Below are 17,630 nucleotides of genomic sequence, written 5' to 3'. Positions count from 1 at the left end.
AAAAGTAGTTGCGTCTATTACCTGTGGAAGATTAGATTGAGCGCATGACACAGGCCCTCGCGCCGCTGAAGGCTGCCCCGAGACGGCATGACCGCGAGATACTCGCGCTCGCCGTCCCGGCTTTCGGCGCCCTCGTCGCCGAACCCCTGTTCGTGATGGCGGACAGCGCCATCGTGGGGCACCTCGGCACCCCCCAACTGGCCGGCCTCGGCATCGCCGCCGCCCTGCTCACCACCGCCGTCAGCGTCTTCGTCTTCCTCGCCTACGCCACCACCGCGGCCGTCTCCCGCCGGGTCGGCGCGGGGGACCTCCCGGCAGCCATCCGGCAGGGCATGGACGGCATCTGGCTCGCCCTCCTGATCGGGGCCGCCGTCGTCGCCGTCGTGCTCCCCACGGCGCCCTGGCTGATCTCCCTCTTCGGAGCCTCCGACACCGTGGCCCCGTACGCGGTCACCTACCTGCGGATCTCCGCCCTGGGCATTCCGGCCATGCTGATGGTGCTCGCCGCCACCGGTGTCATCCGCGGCCTCCAGGACACCCGTACCCCGCTCTACGTCGCCGTCGGGGGCTTCGCCCTCAACGCGGGCCTGAACGGCGCCCTCGTGTACGGCGCGGGCTTCGGCATCGCCGGTTCCGCCTGGGGCACCGTGATCGCCCAGTGCGCCATGGCCGGCGCCTACCTCGCGGTGGTGATCCGCGGAGCCCGCCGGCACGGCGCCTCCCTGCGCCCCGACTCCGCGGGCATCCGGGCCTGCGCCCAGGCCGGCGTGCCGCTGCTGGTGCGCACCTTGTCGCTGCGCGCCGTCCTGATGATCGCCACTGCCGTGGCCGCACGGCTCGGCGACGCGGACATCGCAGCCCACCAGATACTGCTCTCCCTGTGGAACCTGCTCGCCTTCGCTCTCGACGCGATCGCCATCGCCGGGCAGGCCATCATCGGCCGCTACCTGGGCGCCGGCGATACCGAGGGCGCCAAGGCCGTCTGCCGCCGCGTGGTGCAGTGGGGCATCGCCTCGGGGATCGTCCTGGGCGCTTTGGTGATCGCGGCCCGCCCGCTGTTCATCCCGCTCTTCACCGGCGACCCGGCGGTCGAGGACGCCCTGTTGCCCGCCCTGCTGGTCGTGGCACTCTGCCAGCCGGTGGCCGGCATCGTGTTCGTGCTCGACGGGGTCCTCATGGGCGCGGGAGACGGCCGCTACCTGGCCTGGGCGATGCTCGTGACGCTGGCCGCATTCACCCCGGTGGCACTGCTCGTCCCGATCGTCGGAGGCGGTCTGACCACGCTCTGGTGGGCCATGACCGTGATGATGCTGGTCCGGATGGCCACCCTCCAGCTGCGTGCGCGCTCCGGCCGGTGGCTGGTGGCGGGCGCGACCCGCTGATCCGCTGATCCACGAGCCCATGTTTCACGTGAAACATGGATTGCTCACGGCACGCTCCGCGGCATGTTTCACGTGAAACATCGGCCGGAAGCTCCCGACAACGGCGAAGGGCCGCACCCCACAGGGGTGCGGCCCTTCGCGTGCAGCACTTAGGCGGCGACGACCTCGACGCCCACGTTCGCAGCGACCTCGGCGTGCAGACGCACGGAGACCTGGTACGAACCGAGGGTCTTGATCGGGGCAGCCAGCTCGACGCGGCGCTTGTCGACCTTCGGACCACCGGAAGCCTCGATCGCCGTGGCGATGTCGGCCGGGGTCACGGAGCCGAAGAGACGGCCGGCGTCACCCGAGCGGGTGGCCAGACGGACCTTCGTGCCCTCGAGCTTGGCCTTGACCTCGTTGGCCTGCTCGATGGTCGCGATCTCGTGGATCTTGCGGGCGCGGCGGATCTGCGCCACGTCCTTCTCGCCACCCTTGGTCCAGCGGATCGCGAAACCACGCGGGACCAGGTAGTTGCGAGCGTAACCGTCCTTGACGTCGACGACATCGCCGGCGGCACCGAGGCCAGAAACCTCGTGGGTCAGGATGATCTTCATTAGTCGGTCACCCTTTCCTTATCGCGCGGTGGACGTGTAGGGCAGCAGCGCCATCTCACGGCTGTTCTTCACGGCCGTGGCGACGTCACGCTGGTGCTGCGTGCAGTTGCCGGTAACGCGGCGGGCACGGATCTTGCCGCGGTCGGAAATGAACTTCCGCAGCATGTTCGTGTCCTTGTAGTCCACGTACGCGGTCTTGTCCTTGCAGAACGCGCAGACCTTCTTCTTAGGCTTGCGCACAGGCGGCTTCGCCATTGTGTCTCTCCTGTGTGATCAAGAAGTGGGGATGCGAGCTTCCCTAGAAGGGAGGCTCGTCCGAGTAGCCACCGTTGGAGCCGCCGGAGCTTCCGCCCCAGCCACCCCCGCCGCCCTGCTGCTGCTGGCCGCCGGCCGGTGCGCTGGACGCCCACGGGTCGTCGGAGGGAGCTCCGCCGCCCTGCGGGGCGCCGCCGCTGGGGGCTCCGCCCCAGCCACCGCCGCCGCCCTGCTGCTGGCCGCCGCCGCCGTATCCACCCTGGCCACCGCGGCCGGTGGTCTTGGTGACCTTGGCCGTGGCGTTCTTCAGGCTGGGGCCGACTTCCTCGACGTCCAGCTCGTAGACCGTGCGCTTGACACCCTCACGGTCCTCGTACGACCGCTGCCTCAGCCGGCCCTGCACGATGACGCGCATGCCCCGCTGAAGGGACTCGGCGACGTTCTCGGCCGCCTGCCGCCACACCGAGCAGGTCAGGAACAGGCTCTCGCCGTCCTTCCACTCGTTGGTCTGACGGTCGAAGGTGCGGGGGGTGGACGCGACACGGAACTTCGCGACCGCCGCACCCGAGGGGGTGAAGCGCAGCTCGGGGTCGTCGACGAGATTGCCGACGACCGTGATGACGGTCTCGCCTGCCATGGATGAACCTCTCGGCGGGGATTTGCTGCTGGGCTGCTGTGCTACTCGGTCCCGATTACCGCTGAACCGAAGTTCAGTGGGTCTCGGGGCGGAGGACCTTGGTCCGGAGAACCGACTCGTTCAGGTTCATCTGTCGGTCAAGCTCCTTGACGACCGCAGGCTCGGCCTGAAGGTCGATGACCGAGTAGATGCCCTCGGGCTTCTTCTTGATCTCGTAAGCGAGACGACGACGGCCCCAGGTGTCGACCTTCTCGACCTTTCCGTTGCCCTCACGGACGACGGAGAGGAAGTTCTCGATCAGCGGGGAGACAGCGCGCTCCTCGAGATCGGGGTCGAGGATGACCATCACTTCGTAGTGACGCATGTGGAACCCACCTCCTTTGGACTCAGCGGCCACGGTCGTTCCGTGGCAGGAGGGTCGTGATGCGTGCGCACGGCGTCTGTGAGCAGACACCGCGCAGCTGTACAGACTACCTGCTCGACTCCTTCCGGTTGAAATCCGACGGGATGAGGCCACACTGTGTATTCATCGGGTGTGCTCGGTGCTATGCCCCCGGCCCCTGCCGGAGGCGCCCGTGCACCGCTCTGCTTCAGCCAGGAGGTGCCTTCCGATGGCACAGGCCATGCAACCCAAGTCCTCCATCTCGCTCCTCGCGACCGACGGCAAGCCCCATCCGCTCCAGGACACCCTCATGGTGGCCACGGTGGTGCTCGGCATCGTGGCGTTCATCACGGGGTTCTTCGACAATCTGCACCTGCTGAGCTCGTGGACCGGACTCGTCGGCATCCTCACCGGCGCGTACGGACAATTCATCTCGGAGACGACACGCGAGCGCTTCGCACTGATCATCGGGCTTGGCGCAGCGGCCGTGGGCTTCTACCTCGGCATGGCGCACGGCGGTCTCTTCGGCGGCTGGGCGGGCTGACCGGGGCACCTCGGCGACAGGGCGCCGGCCACTCACCGGCCCGGGTCCGGCCCGTCCCCCAGATGGGTGGCGCCCTTGTCGCAGTAGGCTTCGCGCCATAGCCAGCGAAGCCGCCGGAGGAGACGCCCCGCATGAGCCTGTCCCTGAGGACCATCAGCCGAGAGCAGCATCTGGGATACCTCCAGAGCCTGCCCTCGGCTAGCCACTGCCAGGTCCCGGCGTGGGCCGACGTGAAGAACGAGTGGCGCTCCGAGAACCTCGGTTGGTTCGACCAGAACGACGAACTGGTCGGTGCCGCCCTCGTGTTGTACCGCCAGCTGCCCAAGGTGAAGCGGTACCTCGCGTACCTTCCCGAGGGCCCGGTCATCAACTGGTACGCCCCGAACCTGGAGGAGTGGCTCCAGCCGATGCTGGCCCACCTCAAGCGCCAGGGCGCCTTCACCGTGAAGATGGGTCCGCCCGTCGTCATCCGCCGCTGGAACTCCGCCGCCATCAAGGCCGGAATCCAGGACCCCGAGGTCAAGCGCCTGCGGGACGTGGAGGCCTCGCACATCGAGCCCCGCGCCTTCGAGGTGTCCGACAAGCTGCGCCGCATGGGCTGGCAGCAGGGCGAGGACGGCGGCGCCGGCTTCGGCGACGTGCAGCCCCGCTACGTCTTCCAGGTGCCGCTCGCCAACCGCTCGCTGGACGACGTCCTCAAGGGCTTCAACCAGCTGTGGCGCCGCAACATCAAGAAGGCCGAGAAGGCCGGCGTCGAGGTCGTCCAGGGCGGCTACGAGGACCTGCCGGTCTGGCAGGAGCTGTACGAGATCACGGCCGAGCGCGACAAGTTCCGCCCGCGCCCGCTCAGCTACTTCCAGCGCCAGTGGACGGCCCTCAACTCCGAGGACCCGAACCGGATGCGGCTCTACATCGCGAAGCACGAGGGGGAGCCGCTGGCCGCCGCCACGATGCTCACCGTCGGCCAGCACGTCTGGTACTCGTACGGCGCATCCGCCAACCACAAGCGCGAGGTGCGGCCCTCGAACGCGATGCAGTGGCGCATGCTGCGCGATTCGTACGCGCTCGGTGCCAGCGTCTACGACCTGCGCGGGATCAGTGACACGCTGGACGAGAACGACCACCTGTTCGGCCTGATCCAGTTCAAGGTCGGTACGGGCGGCGAGGCCGTCGAGTACGTCGGCGAGTGGGACTTCCCGCTCAACAAGATGCTGCACAAGGCGCTCGACATCTACATGTCGCGCCGCTGACCCCCTGCCGCATCCCCACACACCGCACCGCTGCACCTTGCAGCTTTTCGAGAGAGGCTCCGGACGGGCATGGCGCTCACGCTCTACGTCGACACCGCGCGCTGGCGTGCGCACCAGAAGCAGGTCCAGGACCAGTTCCCCGGGATGATCCCGGTCTGCAAGGGCAACGGCTACGGCTTCGGCCACGAGCGGCTGTGCGAGGAGGCCACCCGTCTGGGCGCCGACGTCCTTGCCGTCGGGACCACGTACGAGGCCGCCAGCATCAAGGACTTCTTCGGCGGCGACCTGCTCGTCCTCACCCCGTTCCGGCGGGGCGAGGAGCCGGTGCCGCTGCCGGACCGGGTGATCCGCTCGGTGTCCTCGCTGGACGGGGTCCGCGGCCTCGTCGGCGCCCGCGTGGTCATCGAGTGCATGAGCTCGATGCGCCGCCACGGCATCTCCGAGCAGGACCTGGGCCAGCTGCACGCGGCGATCGAGGACGTGCGGCTGGAGGGCTTCGCCCTGCACCTGCCGCTGGACCGCCCGGACGGCTCCGACGCCGTCGAGGAGGTCATCGGCTGGATGGACCGGCTGCGCGCGGCCCGGCTTCCGCTGCACACCATGTTCGTCAGCCACCTGCGGGCCGAGGAGCTGGCGCGGCTGCAGCAGCAGTTCCCGCAGACCCGCTTCCGGGCGCGGATCGGCACCCGGCTGTGGCTGGGCGACCACGAGGCGACCGAGTACCGGGGCGCCGTCCTGGACGTCACGCGCATCGCCAAGGGCGACCGGTTCGGCTACCGGCAGCAGAAGGCGGCTTCCGACGGCTGGCTGGTCGTGGTCGCCGGCGGTACCTCGCACGGGGTGGGCCTGGAGGCCCCCAAGGCCCTGCACGGCGTGATGCCGCGCGCCAAGGGCGTGGCCCGGGCCGGCCTGGCCACCGTGAACCGGAACCTGTCGCCGTTCGTGTGGGCGGGCAAGCAGCGCTGGTTCGCGGAGCCCCCGCACATGCAGGTGTCGATCCTGTTCGTGCCGTCGGACGCCCCCGAGCCGAAGGTCGGCGACGAGCTGGTGGCGCACCTGCGCCACACCACCACGCAGTTCGACCGGGTGCTCGACGCCTGACCGGTCAGTCCTTGCGGGCCATGCCCCAATCGACCCGCTGTCCCTCCGAGGGCGCCGCATCCTGCGGCGCCCTCGCGGCGTCGGACAGGGCGAACACGTCCTCGGCCCCGTCCAGGACCCCGCCGGACGGATCGTCCGATCCGTCGCGGCGTACGACGTCCCGCTCGGGCATCAGGATGTCGCGCACGACCACCGCACACAGGTAGAGGGTCGCCAGCAGGTGGGCGGCGATCGCCAGCTGGTAGCCCTCCACGGGCAGGCCCTGGTGCTTGTCCCCGCTCGTCGTGTAGGCGAGGTACAGCCAGATCCCGAGGAAGTACACGACCTCGCCGGCCTGCCAGATCAGGAAGTCCCGCCAGCGCGGCCGGGCCAGCGCCGCCAGCGGGATGAGCCACAGCACGTACTGCGGCGAGTAGACCTTGTTGGCCAGGATGAAGGCGGCCACGACCAGGAACGCCAGCTGGGCGAAGCGGGGGCGGCGGGGGGCCGTCAGCGTGAGCGCTCCGATGCCCGCGCACAGCAGCAGCGTCAGGCCCGTCGCGTACGTGTTGGCGTCGTGCAGGGGGTTCCCGGAGCGCTGGGAGATGAGCAGCCACACGGACCCGAAGTCGATCGGGCGTTCCTGGCTGAACGTGTAGAACTTCTTCCAGCCGTCCCAGGCGTAGATCATGACCGGCAGGTTCACCACCAGCCAGGAGACGACCGCGCCGAGGAGGGCGGAGCCGAACGCCCGCCACTTCCCGGCCCGCCAGCACAGCACGAACAGCACGCCGAGCAGCAGGACGGGATACAGCTTGGCCGCGGTGGCCAGGCCGATGAAGACGCCGAAGAGCACGGTCCGGCCGCGGGACCACATGAGCATGCCCGCGGCGGTCAGGGCGATGGCCAGCAGGTCCCAGTTGATCGTCGCGGTGAGCGCGTAGGCGGGCGCCAGGGCGAAGAGCAGCGCGTCCCAGGGCCGGCGGTGGTGGGTGCGCGCGACGCACACGGCGATGACCGCTGCGCAGGCCATCAGCATCCCCGCGTTGACCATCCAGTACATCTGCTCGCGGTGCTGCATGGAGCCGCCGCCGGGGGTCAGCCAGGAGGCGACCTCCATGAAGAGCCCGGTGAGCACCGGGTACTCCAGGTACTCCATGTCGCCGGGGAGCCGGTCGAAGTAGGGGGTGAGTCCGTCGGCGAAGCCGCGTACGGCGAAGAGGTGCGGGATGTCGGAGTAGCAGGCGTGGGTGTACTGCGAGCCGGCTCCGCGGAACCACGCCCAGTCGTAGCAGGGCAGCTTCTGCACCATGCCGAGCGCGAACAGCCCGAGGGCGACGAGGACCACGACGCGCACCGGGGTCAGCCAGTGGCCGCCCAGCCGGGCGTAGCGGCCCATCGGGCCGCCGAGGAACTCGCTGCCGGCCGCGGCGACCTCGTCCTGCTGGGTGGGCAGTACGGGCCGTTCCTCGTGCACCTTGGTCATGCGCTCATCCTGCCGTACGGGGCCGGACATGCGGGAGGGCCGCCGCACCGGGTGCGACGGCCCTCGTCGGAGCAGGGGGAGCGGGTCAGCCCGAGGTCCCCACCGTGGTCCCCCAGCTGGTGCCGCCCGGGCGGCCCGGTTTGCCCGACGGCGTCGGAGACGGCGATCCGGTGGATCCGCCGGCGCCGCCGTTGGTGCTGCCGCCGGTGGTGCTTCCGCTGTTGGTGCCGCCGCTGGTGTCCGGGATGCAGTACAGCTCCCACGGCTTGCAGGACGGCTTGCCGCCCTTCGACGGGGTCGGCGAGACCGGCGGCGAGGAGCTCGCCGAGGGCGAGGGCATCGACGGGGACGGCGACGGGGAGAAGGAGGGGCTCGGCGAGGGGGCACCGGAGGCGTCCGCGGTGACGCCGATCTTGTCGGCCTCCGGGAATTCCTTGACCGGGGTGCCCTTGAGGGCTTCCTTCATGTATTCGGTCCAGATCGCGGCCGGGATGTCGCCACCGTGGATGGAGTCGACACCGCCCACGCCGTTCATGGAGATCAGCTTCTTGTCCGCCGAGTTCGGGTCGGTGCGGAACAGGGCGACCGAGGTCGACAGCTCCGGGGTGTAGCCGACGAACCAGGCCGACTTGTTCTGGTCGGTGGTTCCGGTCTTGCCGGCGGCGGGCCGGTTGAAGCCGAGCTTCCTGACCTTGGTGCCGGTGCCGTTCTCGACGACGTTCTGCAGGACCTTGGTGATGTTGTCGGCGATGGCGTTGTCCATCGCCCGCTGCTCCTTGGGGGCGCCGAAGCCGGGCAGCTCCTTGCCGTCCTTTTCGACACGGGTCACGGAGAACGGCTCGCGGTGGGTGCCGGAGGCGGCGAAGGTGGCGTAGGAGTCGGCCATGCGGATGGCGCTCGGGGTCGAGGTGCCGAGGGCGAACGAGGCGTCGTTGTTCGGGTTCATCGAGTCCTTGAGGATGCCCGTGGACTCGGCGACCTCCCGGACCTTGCTGTGGCCGACGTCGAAGACGAGCTGCGCGAACGGCACGTTGATGGACTTCTCCATCGCCTCGTTGAGGGTGACGTATCCGTAGGGGTAGGTGCTCTCGTTCTTCTGCTTGAACGGCTTGCCGGACGCGTCCCGCAGCGGCTTGCCGTCGCGGTTGTTGATCACGGTCAGGTCGTTCGCGTTGTACTTGCTGTCGGCCGAGATGCCTCGGCCGTCCGAGTTCTGGGTGCCGTACTGCATCGCGGCCGCCAGGACGTACGGCTTCCAGGTCGATCCGACCGGGACGCCGATGGTGTTGGCGTTGTTGCTGAAGTACTTCTTGTCCATGCCCGGGCCGCCGTACAGGGCCACGATCGCCCCGGTCTTCACGTCCACGGAGGCCGCGCCGAACTGCACGAAGGTGTCGTACTCGGGCCGGGCCTTCTCGTCCAGGAAGTCGTTGCGGGTGTCCTCGACGGCCTTGACCAGTGCGTCCACCCTCGGCTTCTGGAAGGTGGTCTTGATCTGGTAGCCGCCGCGGGCCATCTCGTCGGCCGTGATGCCAGTGACCTTCATCACGTACTGCTTGGCCGTCTCGACCAGGTAGCCGGTCTGCCCGGACAGGCCGCGGGCCTGCTCGGAGTCGACGAGCTTGGGGAACTCCTTGTACTGGTCCCGCTCGGACTTCGGCATCCGCTTCACCGCGACCTCGCGGTCCAGGACCCAGGCCCAGCGCTCCTTGGCCCGCTCGGTGTTCTTCTCCGGGGTTGCCGCGGCACCGATGCCGCCGTCCGGGTTGTAGAGGTTGGGGCCCTTGAGCACGGAGGCGAGGAAGGCACTCTCGGAGGGCGTGAGGTCCACGCAGTCCTTGCCGAAGTAGGCCCGCGCGGCCGCCTGGATGCCGTAGGCGTCACGGCCGTAGTAGGCGGTGTTGAGGTAGCCCGCGAGGATCGTGTCCTTCTCCTCGGACACGCCCAGCTTTATCGAGATGAAGAGCTCGGTGGCCTTGCGCTTGAGCGTCTGGTCGGAGTCCAGGTACGTGTTCTTCACGTACTGCTGGGTGATGGTCGAGCCGCCCTGGGTGGAGCCGCCCTTGGCCATGTTCCACACGGCTCGGGCGACGCCCATCGGGTCGACGCCCTTGTCCGTCTCGAACGACTCGTTCTCGGCGGCGATCACGGCGTTCTGCATCGACTTGGGGATCTTGTCGATGGGCACGATCTGCCGGTTCATCGAACCGCCGGTGGCCACCATCTGGCTGCCGTCTTGCCAGTAGAAGACGTTGTTCTGCGCCTGGGCCGCCTTGTTCGCGTCGGGCGTGTTCACCGACGCGATGCCGATGCCGGCCCCTGCCGTGATGATCGCGAAGAAGCCGAGGGCGGTGCCGGAGACCAGCTTCCAGGACGGCACGAAGCGATTCCAGCCCGCCTTGTCGGAGCGCGGGTAGTTGATCAGCCGCTTGTCCGGGCGGCCCGAACCGCGACCGGCGGGGCCGGCGGCGCGTCCGCGGCCTCCGGATCCACGGGGGGCGGCCCGGCGCGCCCCGGCACGGCCGCCGTGGCCGGGCGGCTCTGCGTACGGTCCGCTGGGTGACGCCGTGGGGACGTCACGTGCGGGCCCGGCGCCCCGGCCAGGGCGCTGCTGGGCGGCCCGGCGGGCCGCGGCACGACCGCCACCCTCGGGCTGCGGCGGTTTGCGGCGGTGCTCGCTCATCGAACGACTACTCCTCGGGCAGGCGAGTGGCCTGGAAGCGGCAGGTGAATTCCGGTTCCCCCCGTTGTCATGGCCCACAGACTACGCACGCTCAAAACCCGAACAGTGCCGAAGTTCACCCCAAATCAGGCAACTCGCCTGGTACGAATTGGTGATGTGACGCCGGTCACCACCTCACCCCTTGTCGCCGAAGACGGCCCGTTCTATCGTCTGGATGTATCGAGCCGATACATCAGCTCGGCATAAATACTCAGGGGCGAAGGAGGCAGGCGGATGAGCAGGCGCTCAGGCATCCTCGAGTTCGCCGTCCTCGGCCTCCTTCGCGAATCCCCCATGCACGGGTACGAGCTCCGCAAGCGGCTCAACACGTCGCTGGGGGTGTTCCGGGCGTTCAGTTACGGAACGCTCTACCCCTGCCTCAAGACGTTGGTCGCCAACGGCTGGTTGATCGAAGAACCGGGCAACGCCCCGGAAGACGCTCTCGCCACTTCACTCTCAGGGCGCCGAGCCAAGATCGTCTACCGGTTGACGGCTGCAGGTAAGGAGCACTTCGAGGAGCTCCTGGCCCACACGGGCCCCGATGCCTGGGAGGACGAGTCCTTCGCCGCCCGCTTCGCCTTCTTCGGTCAAACCGAGCGGGAAGTGCGCATGCGGGTCTTGGAGGGCCGTCGCAGCCGGCTCGAGGAGCGCTTGGAGAAGATGCGCGCCTCACTCGCGCGTACGCGGGAGCGCCTCGACGACTACACGCTTGAGCTGCAGCGGCACGGTATGGAGTCCGTGGAGCGCGAAGTGCGCTGGCTGAACGAGCTCATCGAGAGTGAGCGGGCGGGACGGGATCAGATGCGACCCGGTCCGCCCGACGAAACTGCAAAGTGAGGCCTGCATCTCGCAGGCCTCGTCCGAGAACAAACAGGGAGCAACCGGAATGGGTTCGGTTCGCGTAGCCATCGTCGGCGTGGGCAACTGCGCCGCCTCGCTGGTGCAGGGCGTCGAGTACTACAAGGACGCCGACCCGGCGGCCAAGGTCCCCGGTCTGATGCACGTCCAGTTCGGCGACTACCACGTGCGTGACATCGAGTTCGTCGCCGCGTTCGACGTCGACGCGAAGAAGGTCGGCCTCGACCTCTCGGACGCCATCGGCGCCAGCGAGAACAACACCATCAAGATCTGCGACGTCCCCAACAAGGGCGTGACCGTGCAGCGCGGCCACACCCTGGACGGCCTGGGCAAGTACTACCGCATGACGATCGAGGAGTCCGCCGAGACCCCGGTCGACGTGGTCCAGATCCTCAAGGACCGCGAAGTCGACGTCCTGATCTGCTACCTGCCCGTCGGCTCCGAGGCCGCGGCGAAGTTCTACGCCCAGTGCGCCATCGACGCCAAGGTCGCGTTCGTCAACGCCCTCCCGGTCTTCATCGCCGGCACCAAGGAGTGGGCGGACAAGTTCACCGAGGCCGGTGTCCCGATCGTCGGCGACGACATCAAGTCGCAGGTCGGCGCCACCATCACGCACCGCGTGATGGCGAAGCTGTTCGAAGACCGCGGTGTCCGTCTCGAGCGCACCATGCAGCTCAACGTCGGCGGCAACATGGACTTCAAGAACATGCTCGAGCGCGACCGCCTCGAGTCGAAGAAGATCTCCAAGACGCAGGCCGTCACCTCGCAGATCCCCGACCGTGAGCTCGGCGAGAAGAACGTCCACATCGGCCCGTCCGACTACGTCGCGTGGCTCGACGACCGCAAGTGGGCCTACGTCCGCCTCGAAGGCCGCGCCTTCGGCGACGTCCCGCTGAACCTGGAGTACAAGCTCGAGGTGTGGGACTCCCCGAACTCCGCCGGTGTCATCATCGACGCCCTGCGCGCCGCGAAGATCGCCAAGGACCGCGGCATCGGCGGCCCGATCCTGTCGGCCTCGAGCTACTTCATGAAGTCCCCGCCGGTGCAGTACTTCGACGACGAGGCCCTGGCCAACGTCGAGAAGTTCATCAAGGGCGAGGTCGAGCGCTAAGTCGCACTCCAAGGGTCTTCGGACACCTGGTCTTCGGCTGTTCTTCCGCGGAGGGTCCCCGGGCAATGTGCCCGGGGACCCTCCGCGTATGTGACCCTTGCCCTCATGCCTGTCGTACGTGATCTGCGCGTACTCCTGCGCCTGAGGGACTTCCGCAACCTGCTGGCCGTACGGCTGCTCTCCCAGGCGGCGGACGGCGTGTACCAGGTGGCGCTCGCCACGTACGTGGTGTTCTCCCCGGAGAAGCAGACCTCGCCCGCGGCCATCGCCTCGGCCATGGCGGTACTGCTGCTGCCCTACTCGGTGATCGGGCCCTTCGCCGGGGTGCTGCTCGACCGCTGGCGGCGCCGGCAGGTCTTCCTCTACGGCAATCTGCTGCGGGCCCTCCTCGCGTGCGGCACCGGCGTGCTGATCGTCGCGCACGTCCCCGACTGGCTCTTCTACGCCTCTGCCCTCTCGGTGACCGCCGTCAACCGCTTCGTACTGGCCGGGCTGGCCGCGTCCCTGCCGCGCGTCGTCGGCCCCGCCCAGCTGGTCACCGCCAATGCGCTCTCACCCACGGCCGGGACCCTCGCCGCAGTCGCCGGTGGCGGCCTCGCCTTCCTCGTCCAGCTGCTGGCCTCCGACTCCAACGCCGTGGTGGTGCTCCTCGGCGCCGCGCTCTACCTGTGCGCGGCGCTGGTCTCGCTGCGTTTGGCCGTGGGGCTGCTCGGACCGGAGCACCCTGCCGGACGGGTCCACCCGTCGGTCGCCGAGGGGGTCGTCCTGACCGTTCGGGGCATGGCCGAAGGGCTGCGGCACCTGGCCTCCCGGCGCGAGGCGGCCCAGGCGCTCACCGCCATGACCCTGATGCGCTTCTGCTACGGGGCCCTGTTCGTGACGCTGCTCATGCTCTGCCGCTACTCCTGGTCGGACACGGAGTCCGGCGGTCTCGCCCTGCTGGGCATCGCGGTCGGTGTCTCAGGAGCCGGGTTCTTCACGGCCGCCGTCGTCACCCCCTGGCTGGTGGGCCGGCTGGGTACCCGCGGATGGATCACGGCCTGCTCCGCCGGGGCAGCCGTCCTGGTGCCGCCGCTCGGTCTGTTCTTCAGGCCCGGACCGATGCTGGTCGCGGCCTTCGTGCTCGGCCTCGCCACCCAAGGCGCCAAGATTTCCACCGACACGGCCATCCAGTCCCATGTGGACGACGACTACCGCGGCCGCGTGTTCTCCGTCTACGACGTGCTGTTCAACATCGCGTTCGTGAGTGCGGCCGCCGTGGCCGCCCTCATGCTCCCCCCGGACGGGCAGTCCGTCGCGCTGATCGTGAGCGTGTCCGTCCTCTACGCGCTGACGGCGCTCCACCTGAAGCGACGGGGCGATGTTTCACGTGAAACATCGCCCCGGGCGGACGCGTGAGGCGACGGCCGCATCAGGCCTGTGCGGCCCACCACTCCTTGAGGGCGGTCACCGCGGCGTCGCGCTCCATGGGGCCGTTCTCCAGCCGCAGCTCCAGCAGGAACGCGTAGGCCTTGCCGATCACCGGCCCGGGGCCGACGCCCAGCACCTGCATGATCTCGTTGCCGTCCAGGTCGGGCCGGATGGCGTCGAGCTCCTCCTGCTCCTGCAGCTGGGCGATGCGCTCCTCCAGACCGTCATAGGTGCGGGAGAGGGCGTTGGCCTTGCGCTTGTTGCGGGTGGTGCAGTCCGACCGGGTCAGCTTGTGCAGGCGCTCCAGCAGCGGGCCGGCATCGCGGACGTAGCGCCGCACCGCGGAGTCGGTCCACTCGCCGTCCCCGTAGCCGTGGAAGCGCAGGTGCAGCTCCACGAGCCGGGACACGTCCTTGACCATGTCGTTGGAGTACTTCAGCGCGGTCATGCGCTTCTTGGTCATCTTCGCGCCCACCACCTCGTGGTGGTGGAAGGAGACCCGGCCGTCGCTCTCGAACCGGCGGGTCCGCGGCTTGCCGATGTCGTGGAGCAGGGCCGCCAGCCGCAGCACCAGGTCTGGGCCGTCCTGCTCGAGCGCCATCGCCTGCTCCAGCACGATCAGCGAGTGGTCGTACACGTCCTTGTGCCGGTGGTGCTCGTCACTCTCCAGCCGCAGGGCGGGCAGCTCGGGCAGCACGTGGTCGGCCAGCCCGGTGTCCACGAGCAGGCCCAGGCCCTTGCGGGGGTACGCGGACAGCAGCAGCTTGTTCAGTTCGCCCTGCACCCGCTCCGCCGAGACGATCTCGATCCGGTCGGACATCGCCTGCATCGCCGCGACGACCTCGGGGGCGACCTCGAAGTCGAGCTGGGCGGCGAAGCGCGCCGCACGCAGCATCCTCAGCGGGTCGTCGGAGAAAGAGTCCTCCGGGGTGCCGGGAGTCCGCAGAACGCCCGCCTGGAGGTCCTCCAGGCCGCCGTGCGGGTCCACGAACTCCTTCTCCGGCAGAGCGACCGCCATCGCGTTCACGGTGAAGTCGCGGCGGACCAGGTCCTCCTCGATCGAGTCGCCGTAGGAGACCTCCGGCTTGCGCGAGGTGCGGTCGTACGACTCGGAGCGGTACGTGGTCACCTCGATCTGGAAGCCGTCTTTCTGGGCCCCGACGGTGCCGAAGGCGATGCCGACGTCCCAGACCGAGTCGGCCCACGGCCGGATGATCCTCAGAACGTCCCCGGGGAGGGCGTCGGTGGTGAAGTCGAGGTCGTTGCCGAGACGCCCGAGCAGCGCATCGCGTACGGACCCGCCGACCAGGGCGAGGCGGAAGCCCGCCTCGTGGAACCGGCGGCCGAGCTCGTCGGCGACAGGGGCGACCCGCAGCAGTTCACTGACCGCGCGGTGCTGCACCTGACTCAGGGCACTGGGATTGTCTTCGTTGGCGTTCGGCACAACAGAAAAGGGTACGTGCCCGGCCCGGCGAGGGCTTCCCTGTTTGTGGCCACCCCGGCCTGCGGTGCCGCCGGGGTGGCCACGATCATGTGGAGCAAGGCGCGGCACTCGCGCACAGCGGGTCTCGTTACCATGCGTGGACGCACAGACGACGACCACTGACACTTCGAGGGACGGGCAGCGCGTGGCCGAGGCGGCAGACATCCAGGGGGCACCCCCCGCACCTGCCCGGCGCCGCTGGCTGCGGCGCGCAGTCGTTCTGCTGGCCGGGACTCCCGTGCTCGCCGCTCTGGTCTACTCGCCCGCCCCGCAGGCCGCCCAGGCCGCCGAGGCGGGTGGCGTCGACGTACAGCTCACCGAGATGGCGCCCACGGCCCCGGTCAAGGGCGACACCCTCACGATCTCCGGCAGCGTGGTCAACAACGGCCGCGAGACGATCACCGACGCACACGTGGGCCTGCGGGTCGGGCCCGTGCTGGGGGACCGGGCCTCCATCGACGAGGCGGGGGAACGCGCCGGCTTCCGGGCCGGTACGGATCCCGGTGAGATCGACCAGGCCTACGCCGTGAAGATCGCCTCGCTGCCGTCGAAGGTCAAGCAGGACTTCACCCTCACGATCCCGGTGAACAAGCTGGAGCTGGACAAGGACGGCGTCTACCAGCTCGGCGTCTCGCTGTCCGGGGAGACCGAGAGCCGCCCGTACGAGCAGGTCCTCGGCATCAAGCGGACGTTCCTGCCCTGGCAGCCGGAGGCGGCCTCCAAGCGCTCCCAGCTCACCTACCTGTGGCCGCTGATCTCCGGCACCCACGTGACGGCGGAGACCGGCTCGGACGAGCTCCAGACCCCGGTCTTCCTCGACGACTCGCTCGCCGAGGAGCTCAAGCCCGGCGGGCGCCTCCAGCAGATGGTCGCCCTCGGCAAGGACCTGCCCGTCACCTGGGTCATCGACCCCGACCTGCTCTACACGGTCGACGCGATGACCAAGGGCTACCGGTTCCGCACGCCGGACGGGCGGATCGCCCAGGGCAAGAACAAGGCCGTCGCCGAGCAGTGGCTGAGCTCCCTGGAGGCCGCGGTCCAGGGCAAGAAGATCGTGGCCCTGCCGTTCGCCGATCCGGACATCGCCTCCCTCGCCCACCAGGGCAAGGACGTCTCGGGCACCCTGGGCCAGCTGCGGCCGGCCACCGACAAGGCGAAGCAGGCCGTGGAGACGGTGCTGCACGTCTCCCCGTCCACCGACTTCTCCTGGCCCGTGGACGGCGCCATCGACCCGTCGATCGTCAACGTGGCCACCTCGGCGGGCGCCCACAACGTCCTCACGCGCAGCGACAGCCTCCAGGAGACCGGCGCCCTGGGTTACACCCCCTCGGCCGCCCGTCCCATCGGAGCGGGCGCCACCGCCGTCGTCGCCGACGCCGATCTCTCCACCGCCTTCGAGGGCGACATGCTGGGCGCCGGGAACTCCACCCTGGCCGTGCAGCGCTTCCTCGCCCAGAGCCTCGCCCTGAACCTGCAGAAGACCGACAACCAGCGCAGCGTCGTCGTCACCCCGCAGCGGATGCCCTCCTCCAGCCAGGTGCAGACGATGGCAGCCGCCCTGCGCGGTCTGCAGGCGGGCCGCTGGACCCAGCCGGCCGACCTCGAGGCCGCGGCCGCCGCCAAGCCCGACCCGGGTGTCAACACCCAGGTCCCCGGCGCCGGCCAGTACCCCGATGCGCTGCGCAAGACGGAGCTCCCGGTCTCCGCCTTCGAGAAGATCCGCACGACCCAGAACACCCTGGACCACTTCAAGGTGATCCTCACCGCGCCCGACCGCGTGGAGATCCCCTTCGGCAACACCACCAACCGCGAGATGTCCACCTCCTGGCGGGGCCGCCCCGAGGAGGCCCGGCTCTACCGGGACCAGGTGCAGGAGTACCTGATCGGCCTCACCGAGAAGGTCAAGGTCGTCCCCAAGTCCGACGCCACCCTGTCCGGACACAGCGCGACCATCCCGGTCAGCGTCCAGAACAGCCTCGTCCAGGACGTCCACAACCTCGTCCTGCGGGTGAAGTCCGCCAACCCGACCCGCCTGGTGTTCGGCGACAGCGGCCAGGCCGAGCAGGAAGTGACCGTCACGGGAGGACACAGCCAGACGGTCAAGTTCACCGCCAACGCCACCGCGAGCGGCCCCGTCGAGGTCACCGCGCAGCTCTTCACCACGGACGGCGTGCCCTACGGCAAGCAGCGCAAGTTCACCGTCGAGGCCACCGAGATCACGCCCACCGTCATGCTCGTCATCGCCGGCGGCGTCCTCCTCCTCGTCCTGGCAGGCATCAAGATGTACGCCAGCCGCAAGCGCGTGGCGGCCCGGGCGGCCGCCGAGGAGAGCACGCAGCCGAGTGACGAGACCCCGGACACCGGACCGCAAAGCACCGGGCCGTCCGGCACGGGTGAGACAGTGGACCGTTGAGCGATGCCGTGGCCGGTCGGC

At 69.2% G+C, this 17,630-nt stretch carries 15 protein-coding genes; 8 read left to right on the top strand and 7 right to left on the bottom strand.

Translation table 11 applies throughout. The features are described 5' to 3' along the window. Positions 1–44: 44 nt before the first annotated feature. A complete protein-coding gene (locus tag ACZ49B_RS15815; RefSeq protein ID WP_468305699.1) occupies positions 45–1,382 on the top strand; it encodes an MATE family efflux transporter in 1,338 nt (445 codons plus the stop codon). A 149-nt stretch (positions 1,383–1,531) separates the two neighbouring features. Here ACZ49B_RS15815 and rplI read toward each other — a convergent pair whose 3' ends face one another. The 4 genes from rplI to rpsF all read right to left on the bottom strand — a co-directional run bounded on the left by rplI (position 1,532) and on the right by rpsF (position 3,234). Then, the gene (gene rplI, locus ACZ49B_RS15810; RefSeq protein ID WP_030292603.1) at positions 1,532–1,978 is read right to left on the bottom strand and encodes a 50S ribosomal protein L9; all 447 of its coding nucleotides are present in this window, start codon (positions 1,976–1,978) and stop codon (positions 1,532–1,534) included. 18 nt (positions 1,979–1,996) lie between these two features. After that, the gene (gene rpsR, locus ACZ49B_RS15805; RefSeq protein ID WP_005315025.1) at positions 1,997–2,233 is read right to left on the bottom strand and encodes a 30S ribosomal protein S18; all 237 of its coding nucleotides are present in this window, start codon (positions 2,231–2,233) and stop codon (positions 1,997–1,999) included. A 43-nt stretch (positions 2,234–2,276) separates the two neighbouring features. Continuing rightward, positions 2,277–2,870, bottom strand: coding sequence for a single-stranded DNA-binding protein (locus ACZ49B_RS15800; RefSeq protein ID WP_468305697.1), 594 nt, complete (start codon positions 2,868–2,870; stop codon positions 2,277–2,279). A 73-nt stretch (positions 2,871–2,943) separates the two neighbouring features. Continuing rightward, entirely contained in the window at positions 2,944–3,234 is a 291-nt protein-coding gene (gene rpsF, locus ACZ49B_RS15795; protein WP_004950685.1) for a 30S ribosomal protein S6, read from the bottom strand. 247 nt (positions 3,235–3,481) lie between these two features. On the opposite strand from rpsF, the gene ACZ49B_RS15790 reads away from it, so the two are divergent. The 3 genes from ACZ49B_RS15790 (at position 3,482) to ACZ49B_RS15780 (ending at position 6,147) form a co-directional block, all read left to right on the top strand. Continuing rightward, positions 3,482–3,796 carry a hypothetical protein gene (locus tag ACZ49B_RS15790; protein WP_366105189.1) on the top strand — a complete coding sequence of 105 codons (315 nt, stop codon included), beginning with the start codon at positions 3,482–3,484 and terminating at the stop codon, positions 3,794–3,796. Between the two features lie 131 nt (positions 3,797–3,927). Further along, a complete protein-coding gene (locus ACZ49B_RS15785; RefSeq protein ID WP_030153200.1) occupies positions 3,928–5,046 on the top strand; it encodes a lipid II:glycine glycyltransferase FemX in 1,119 nt (372 codons plus the stop codon). 69 nt (positions 5,047–5,115) lie between these two features. Beyond that, a complete protein-coding gene (locus ACZ49B_RS15780; RefSeq protein ID WP_468305692.1) occupies positions 5,116–6,147 on the top strand; it encodes an alanine racemase in 1,032 nt (343 codons plus the stop codon). Positions 6,148–6,151: 4 nt separating this feature from the next. Here ACZ49B_RS15780 and ACZ49B_RS15775 read toward each other — a convergent pair whose 3' ends face one another. After that, entirely contained in the window at positions 6,152–7,612 is a 1,461-nt protein-coding gene (locus ACZ49B_RS15775; protein ID WP_468305689.1) for a glycosyltransferase family 87 protein, read from the bottom strand. A gap of 85 nt (positions 7,613–7,697) precedes the next feature. Further along, on the bottom strand, positions 7,698–10,295 hold the full coding sequence (locus tag ACZ49B_RS15770; RefSeq protein WP_468305687.1) for a transglycosylase domain-containing protein: 2,598 nt from the start codon (positions 10,293–10,295) through the stop codon (positions 7,698–7,700). A 273-nt stretch (positions 10,296–10,568) separates the two neighbouring features. Between ACZ49B_RS15770 and ACZ49B_RS15765 the strand changes: the two genes are divergently transcribed. The 3 genes from ACZ49B_RS15765 (at position 10,569) to ACZ49B_RS15755 (ending at position 13,701) form a co-directional block, all read left to right on the top strand. Continuing rightward, positions 10,569–11,171 (top strand): PadR family transcriptional regulator, encoded by a 603-nt coding sequence (locus ACZ49B_RS15765; RefSeq protein WP_468305685.1) that lies wholly within the window; start codon positions 10,569–10,571, stop codon positions 11,169–11,171. Between the two features lie 49 nt (positions 11,172–11,220). Continuing rightward, on the top strand, positions 11,221–12,303 hold the full coding sequence (locus ACZ49B_RS15760; protein ID WP_468305684.1) for an inositol-3-phosphate synthase: 1,083 nt from the start codon (positions 11,221–11,223) through the stop codon (positions 12,301–12,303). Positions 12,304–12,408: 105 nt separating this feature from the next. After that, positions 12,409–13,701 carry an MFS transporter gene (locus ACZ49B_RS15755; RefSeq protein ID WP_468305683.1) on the top strand — a complete coding sequence of 431 codons (1,293 nt, stop codon included), beginning with the start codon at positions 12,409–12,411 and terminating at the stop codon, positions 13,699–13,701. Between the two features lie 13 nt (positions 13,702–13,714). On the opposite strand, the gene ACZ49B_RS15750 is transcribed toward ACZ49B_RS15755, so the two are convergent. After that, positions 13,715–15,157, bottom strand: a complete 1,443-nt coding sequence (locus tag ACZ49B_RS15750; RefSeq protein ID WP_468305681.1) for a CCA tRNA nucleotidyltransferase — start codon at positions 15,155–15,157, stop codon at positions 13,715–13,717. Positions 15,158–15,341: 184 nt separating this feature from the next. Here ACZ49B_RS15750 and ACZ49B_RS15745 point away from each other — a divergent pair, with 184 nt between their 5' ends. Next, the gene (locus ACZ49B_RS15745; protein ID WP_468305679.1) at positions 15,342–17,609 is read left to right on the top strand and encodes a DUF6049 family protein; all 2,268 of its coding nucleotides are present in this window, start codon (positions 15,342–15,344) and stop codon (positions 17,607–17,609) included. Positions 17,610–17,630: the final 21 nt, after the last annotated feature.

Source organism: Streptomyces sp. NPDC031132 (assembly GCF_055570595.1).
The sequence above is the reverse complement of the archived record's forward strand: the minus strand, read 5'-3'. Positions and strand labels throughout refer to the sequence as shown.

Excerpts from the sequence above, each read along its gene's own strand:
- ACZ49B_RS15815 (WP_468305699.1), top strand. The coding sequence starts at position 45 with ATGACACAGGCCCTCGCGCCGCTGAAGGCTGCCCCGAGACGGCATGAC.
- rplI (WP_030292603.1), bottom strand. The coding sequence starts at position 1,978 with ATGAAGATCATCCTGACCCACGAGGTTTCTGGCCTCGGTGCCGCCGGC.
- rpsR (WP_005315025.1), bottom strand. The coding sequence starts at position 2,233 with ATGGCGAAGCCGCCTGTGCGCAAGCCTAAGAAGAAGGTCTGCGCGTTC.
- ACZ49B_RS15800 (WP_468305697.1), bottom strand. The coding sequence starts at position 2,870 with ATGGCAGGCGAGACCGTCATCACGGTCGTCGGCAATCTCGTCGACGAC.
- rpsF (WP_004950685.1), bottom strand. The coding sequence starts at position 3,234 with ATGCGTCACTACGAAGTGATGGTCATCCTCGACCCCGATCTCGAGGAG.
- ACZ49B_RS15790 (WP_366105189.1), top strand. The coding sequence starts at position 3,482 with ATGGCACAGGCCATGCAACCCAAGTCCTCCATCTCGCTCCTCGCGACC.
- ACZ49B_RS15785 (WP_030153200.1), top strand. The coding sequence starts at position 3,928 with ATGAGCCTGTCCCTGAGGACCATCAGCCGAGAGCAGCATCTGGGATAC.
- ACZ49B_RS15780 (WP_468305692.1), top strand. The coding sequence starts at position 5,116 with ATGGCGCTCACGCTCTACGTCGACACCGCGCGCTGGCGTGCGCACCAG.
- ACZ49B_RS15775 (WP_468305689.1), bottom strand. The coding sequence starts at position 7,612 with ATGACCAAGGTGCACGAGGAACGGCCCGTACTGCCCACCCAGCAGGAC.
- ACZ49B_RS15770 (WP_468305687.1), bottom strand. The coding sequence starts at position 10,295 with ATGAGCGAGCACCGCCGCAAACCGCCGCAGCCCGAGGGTGGCGGTCGT.
- ACZ49B_RS15765 (WP_468305685.1), top strand. The coding sequence starts at position 10,569 with ATGAGCAGGCGCTCAGGCATCCTCGAGTTCGCCGTCCTCGGCCTCCTT.
- ACZ49B_RS15760 (WP_468305684.1), top strand. The coding sequence starts at position 11,221 with ATGGGTTCGGTTCGCGTAGCCATCGTCGGCGTGGGCAACTGCGCCGCC.
- ACZ49B_RS15755 (WP_468305683.1), top strand. The coding sequence starts at position 12,409 with ATGCCTGTCGTACGTGATCTGCGCGTACTCCTGCGCCTGAGGGACTTC.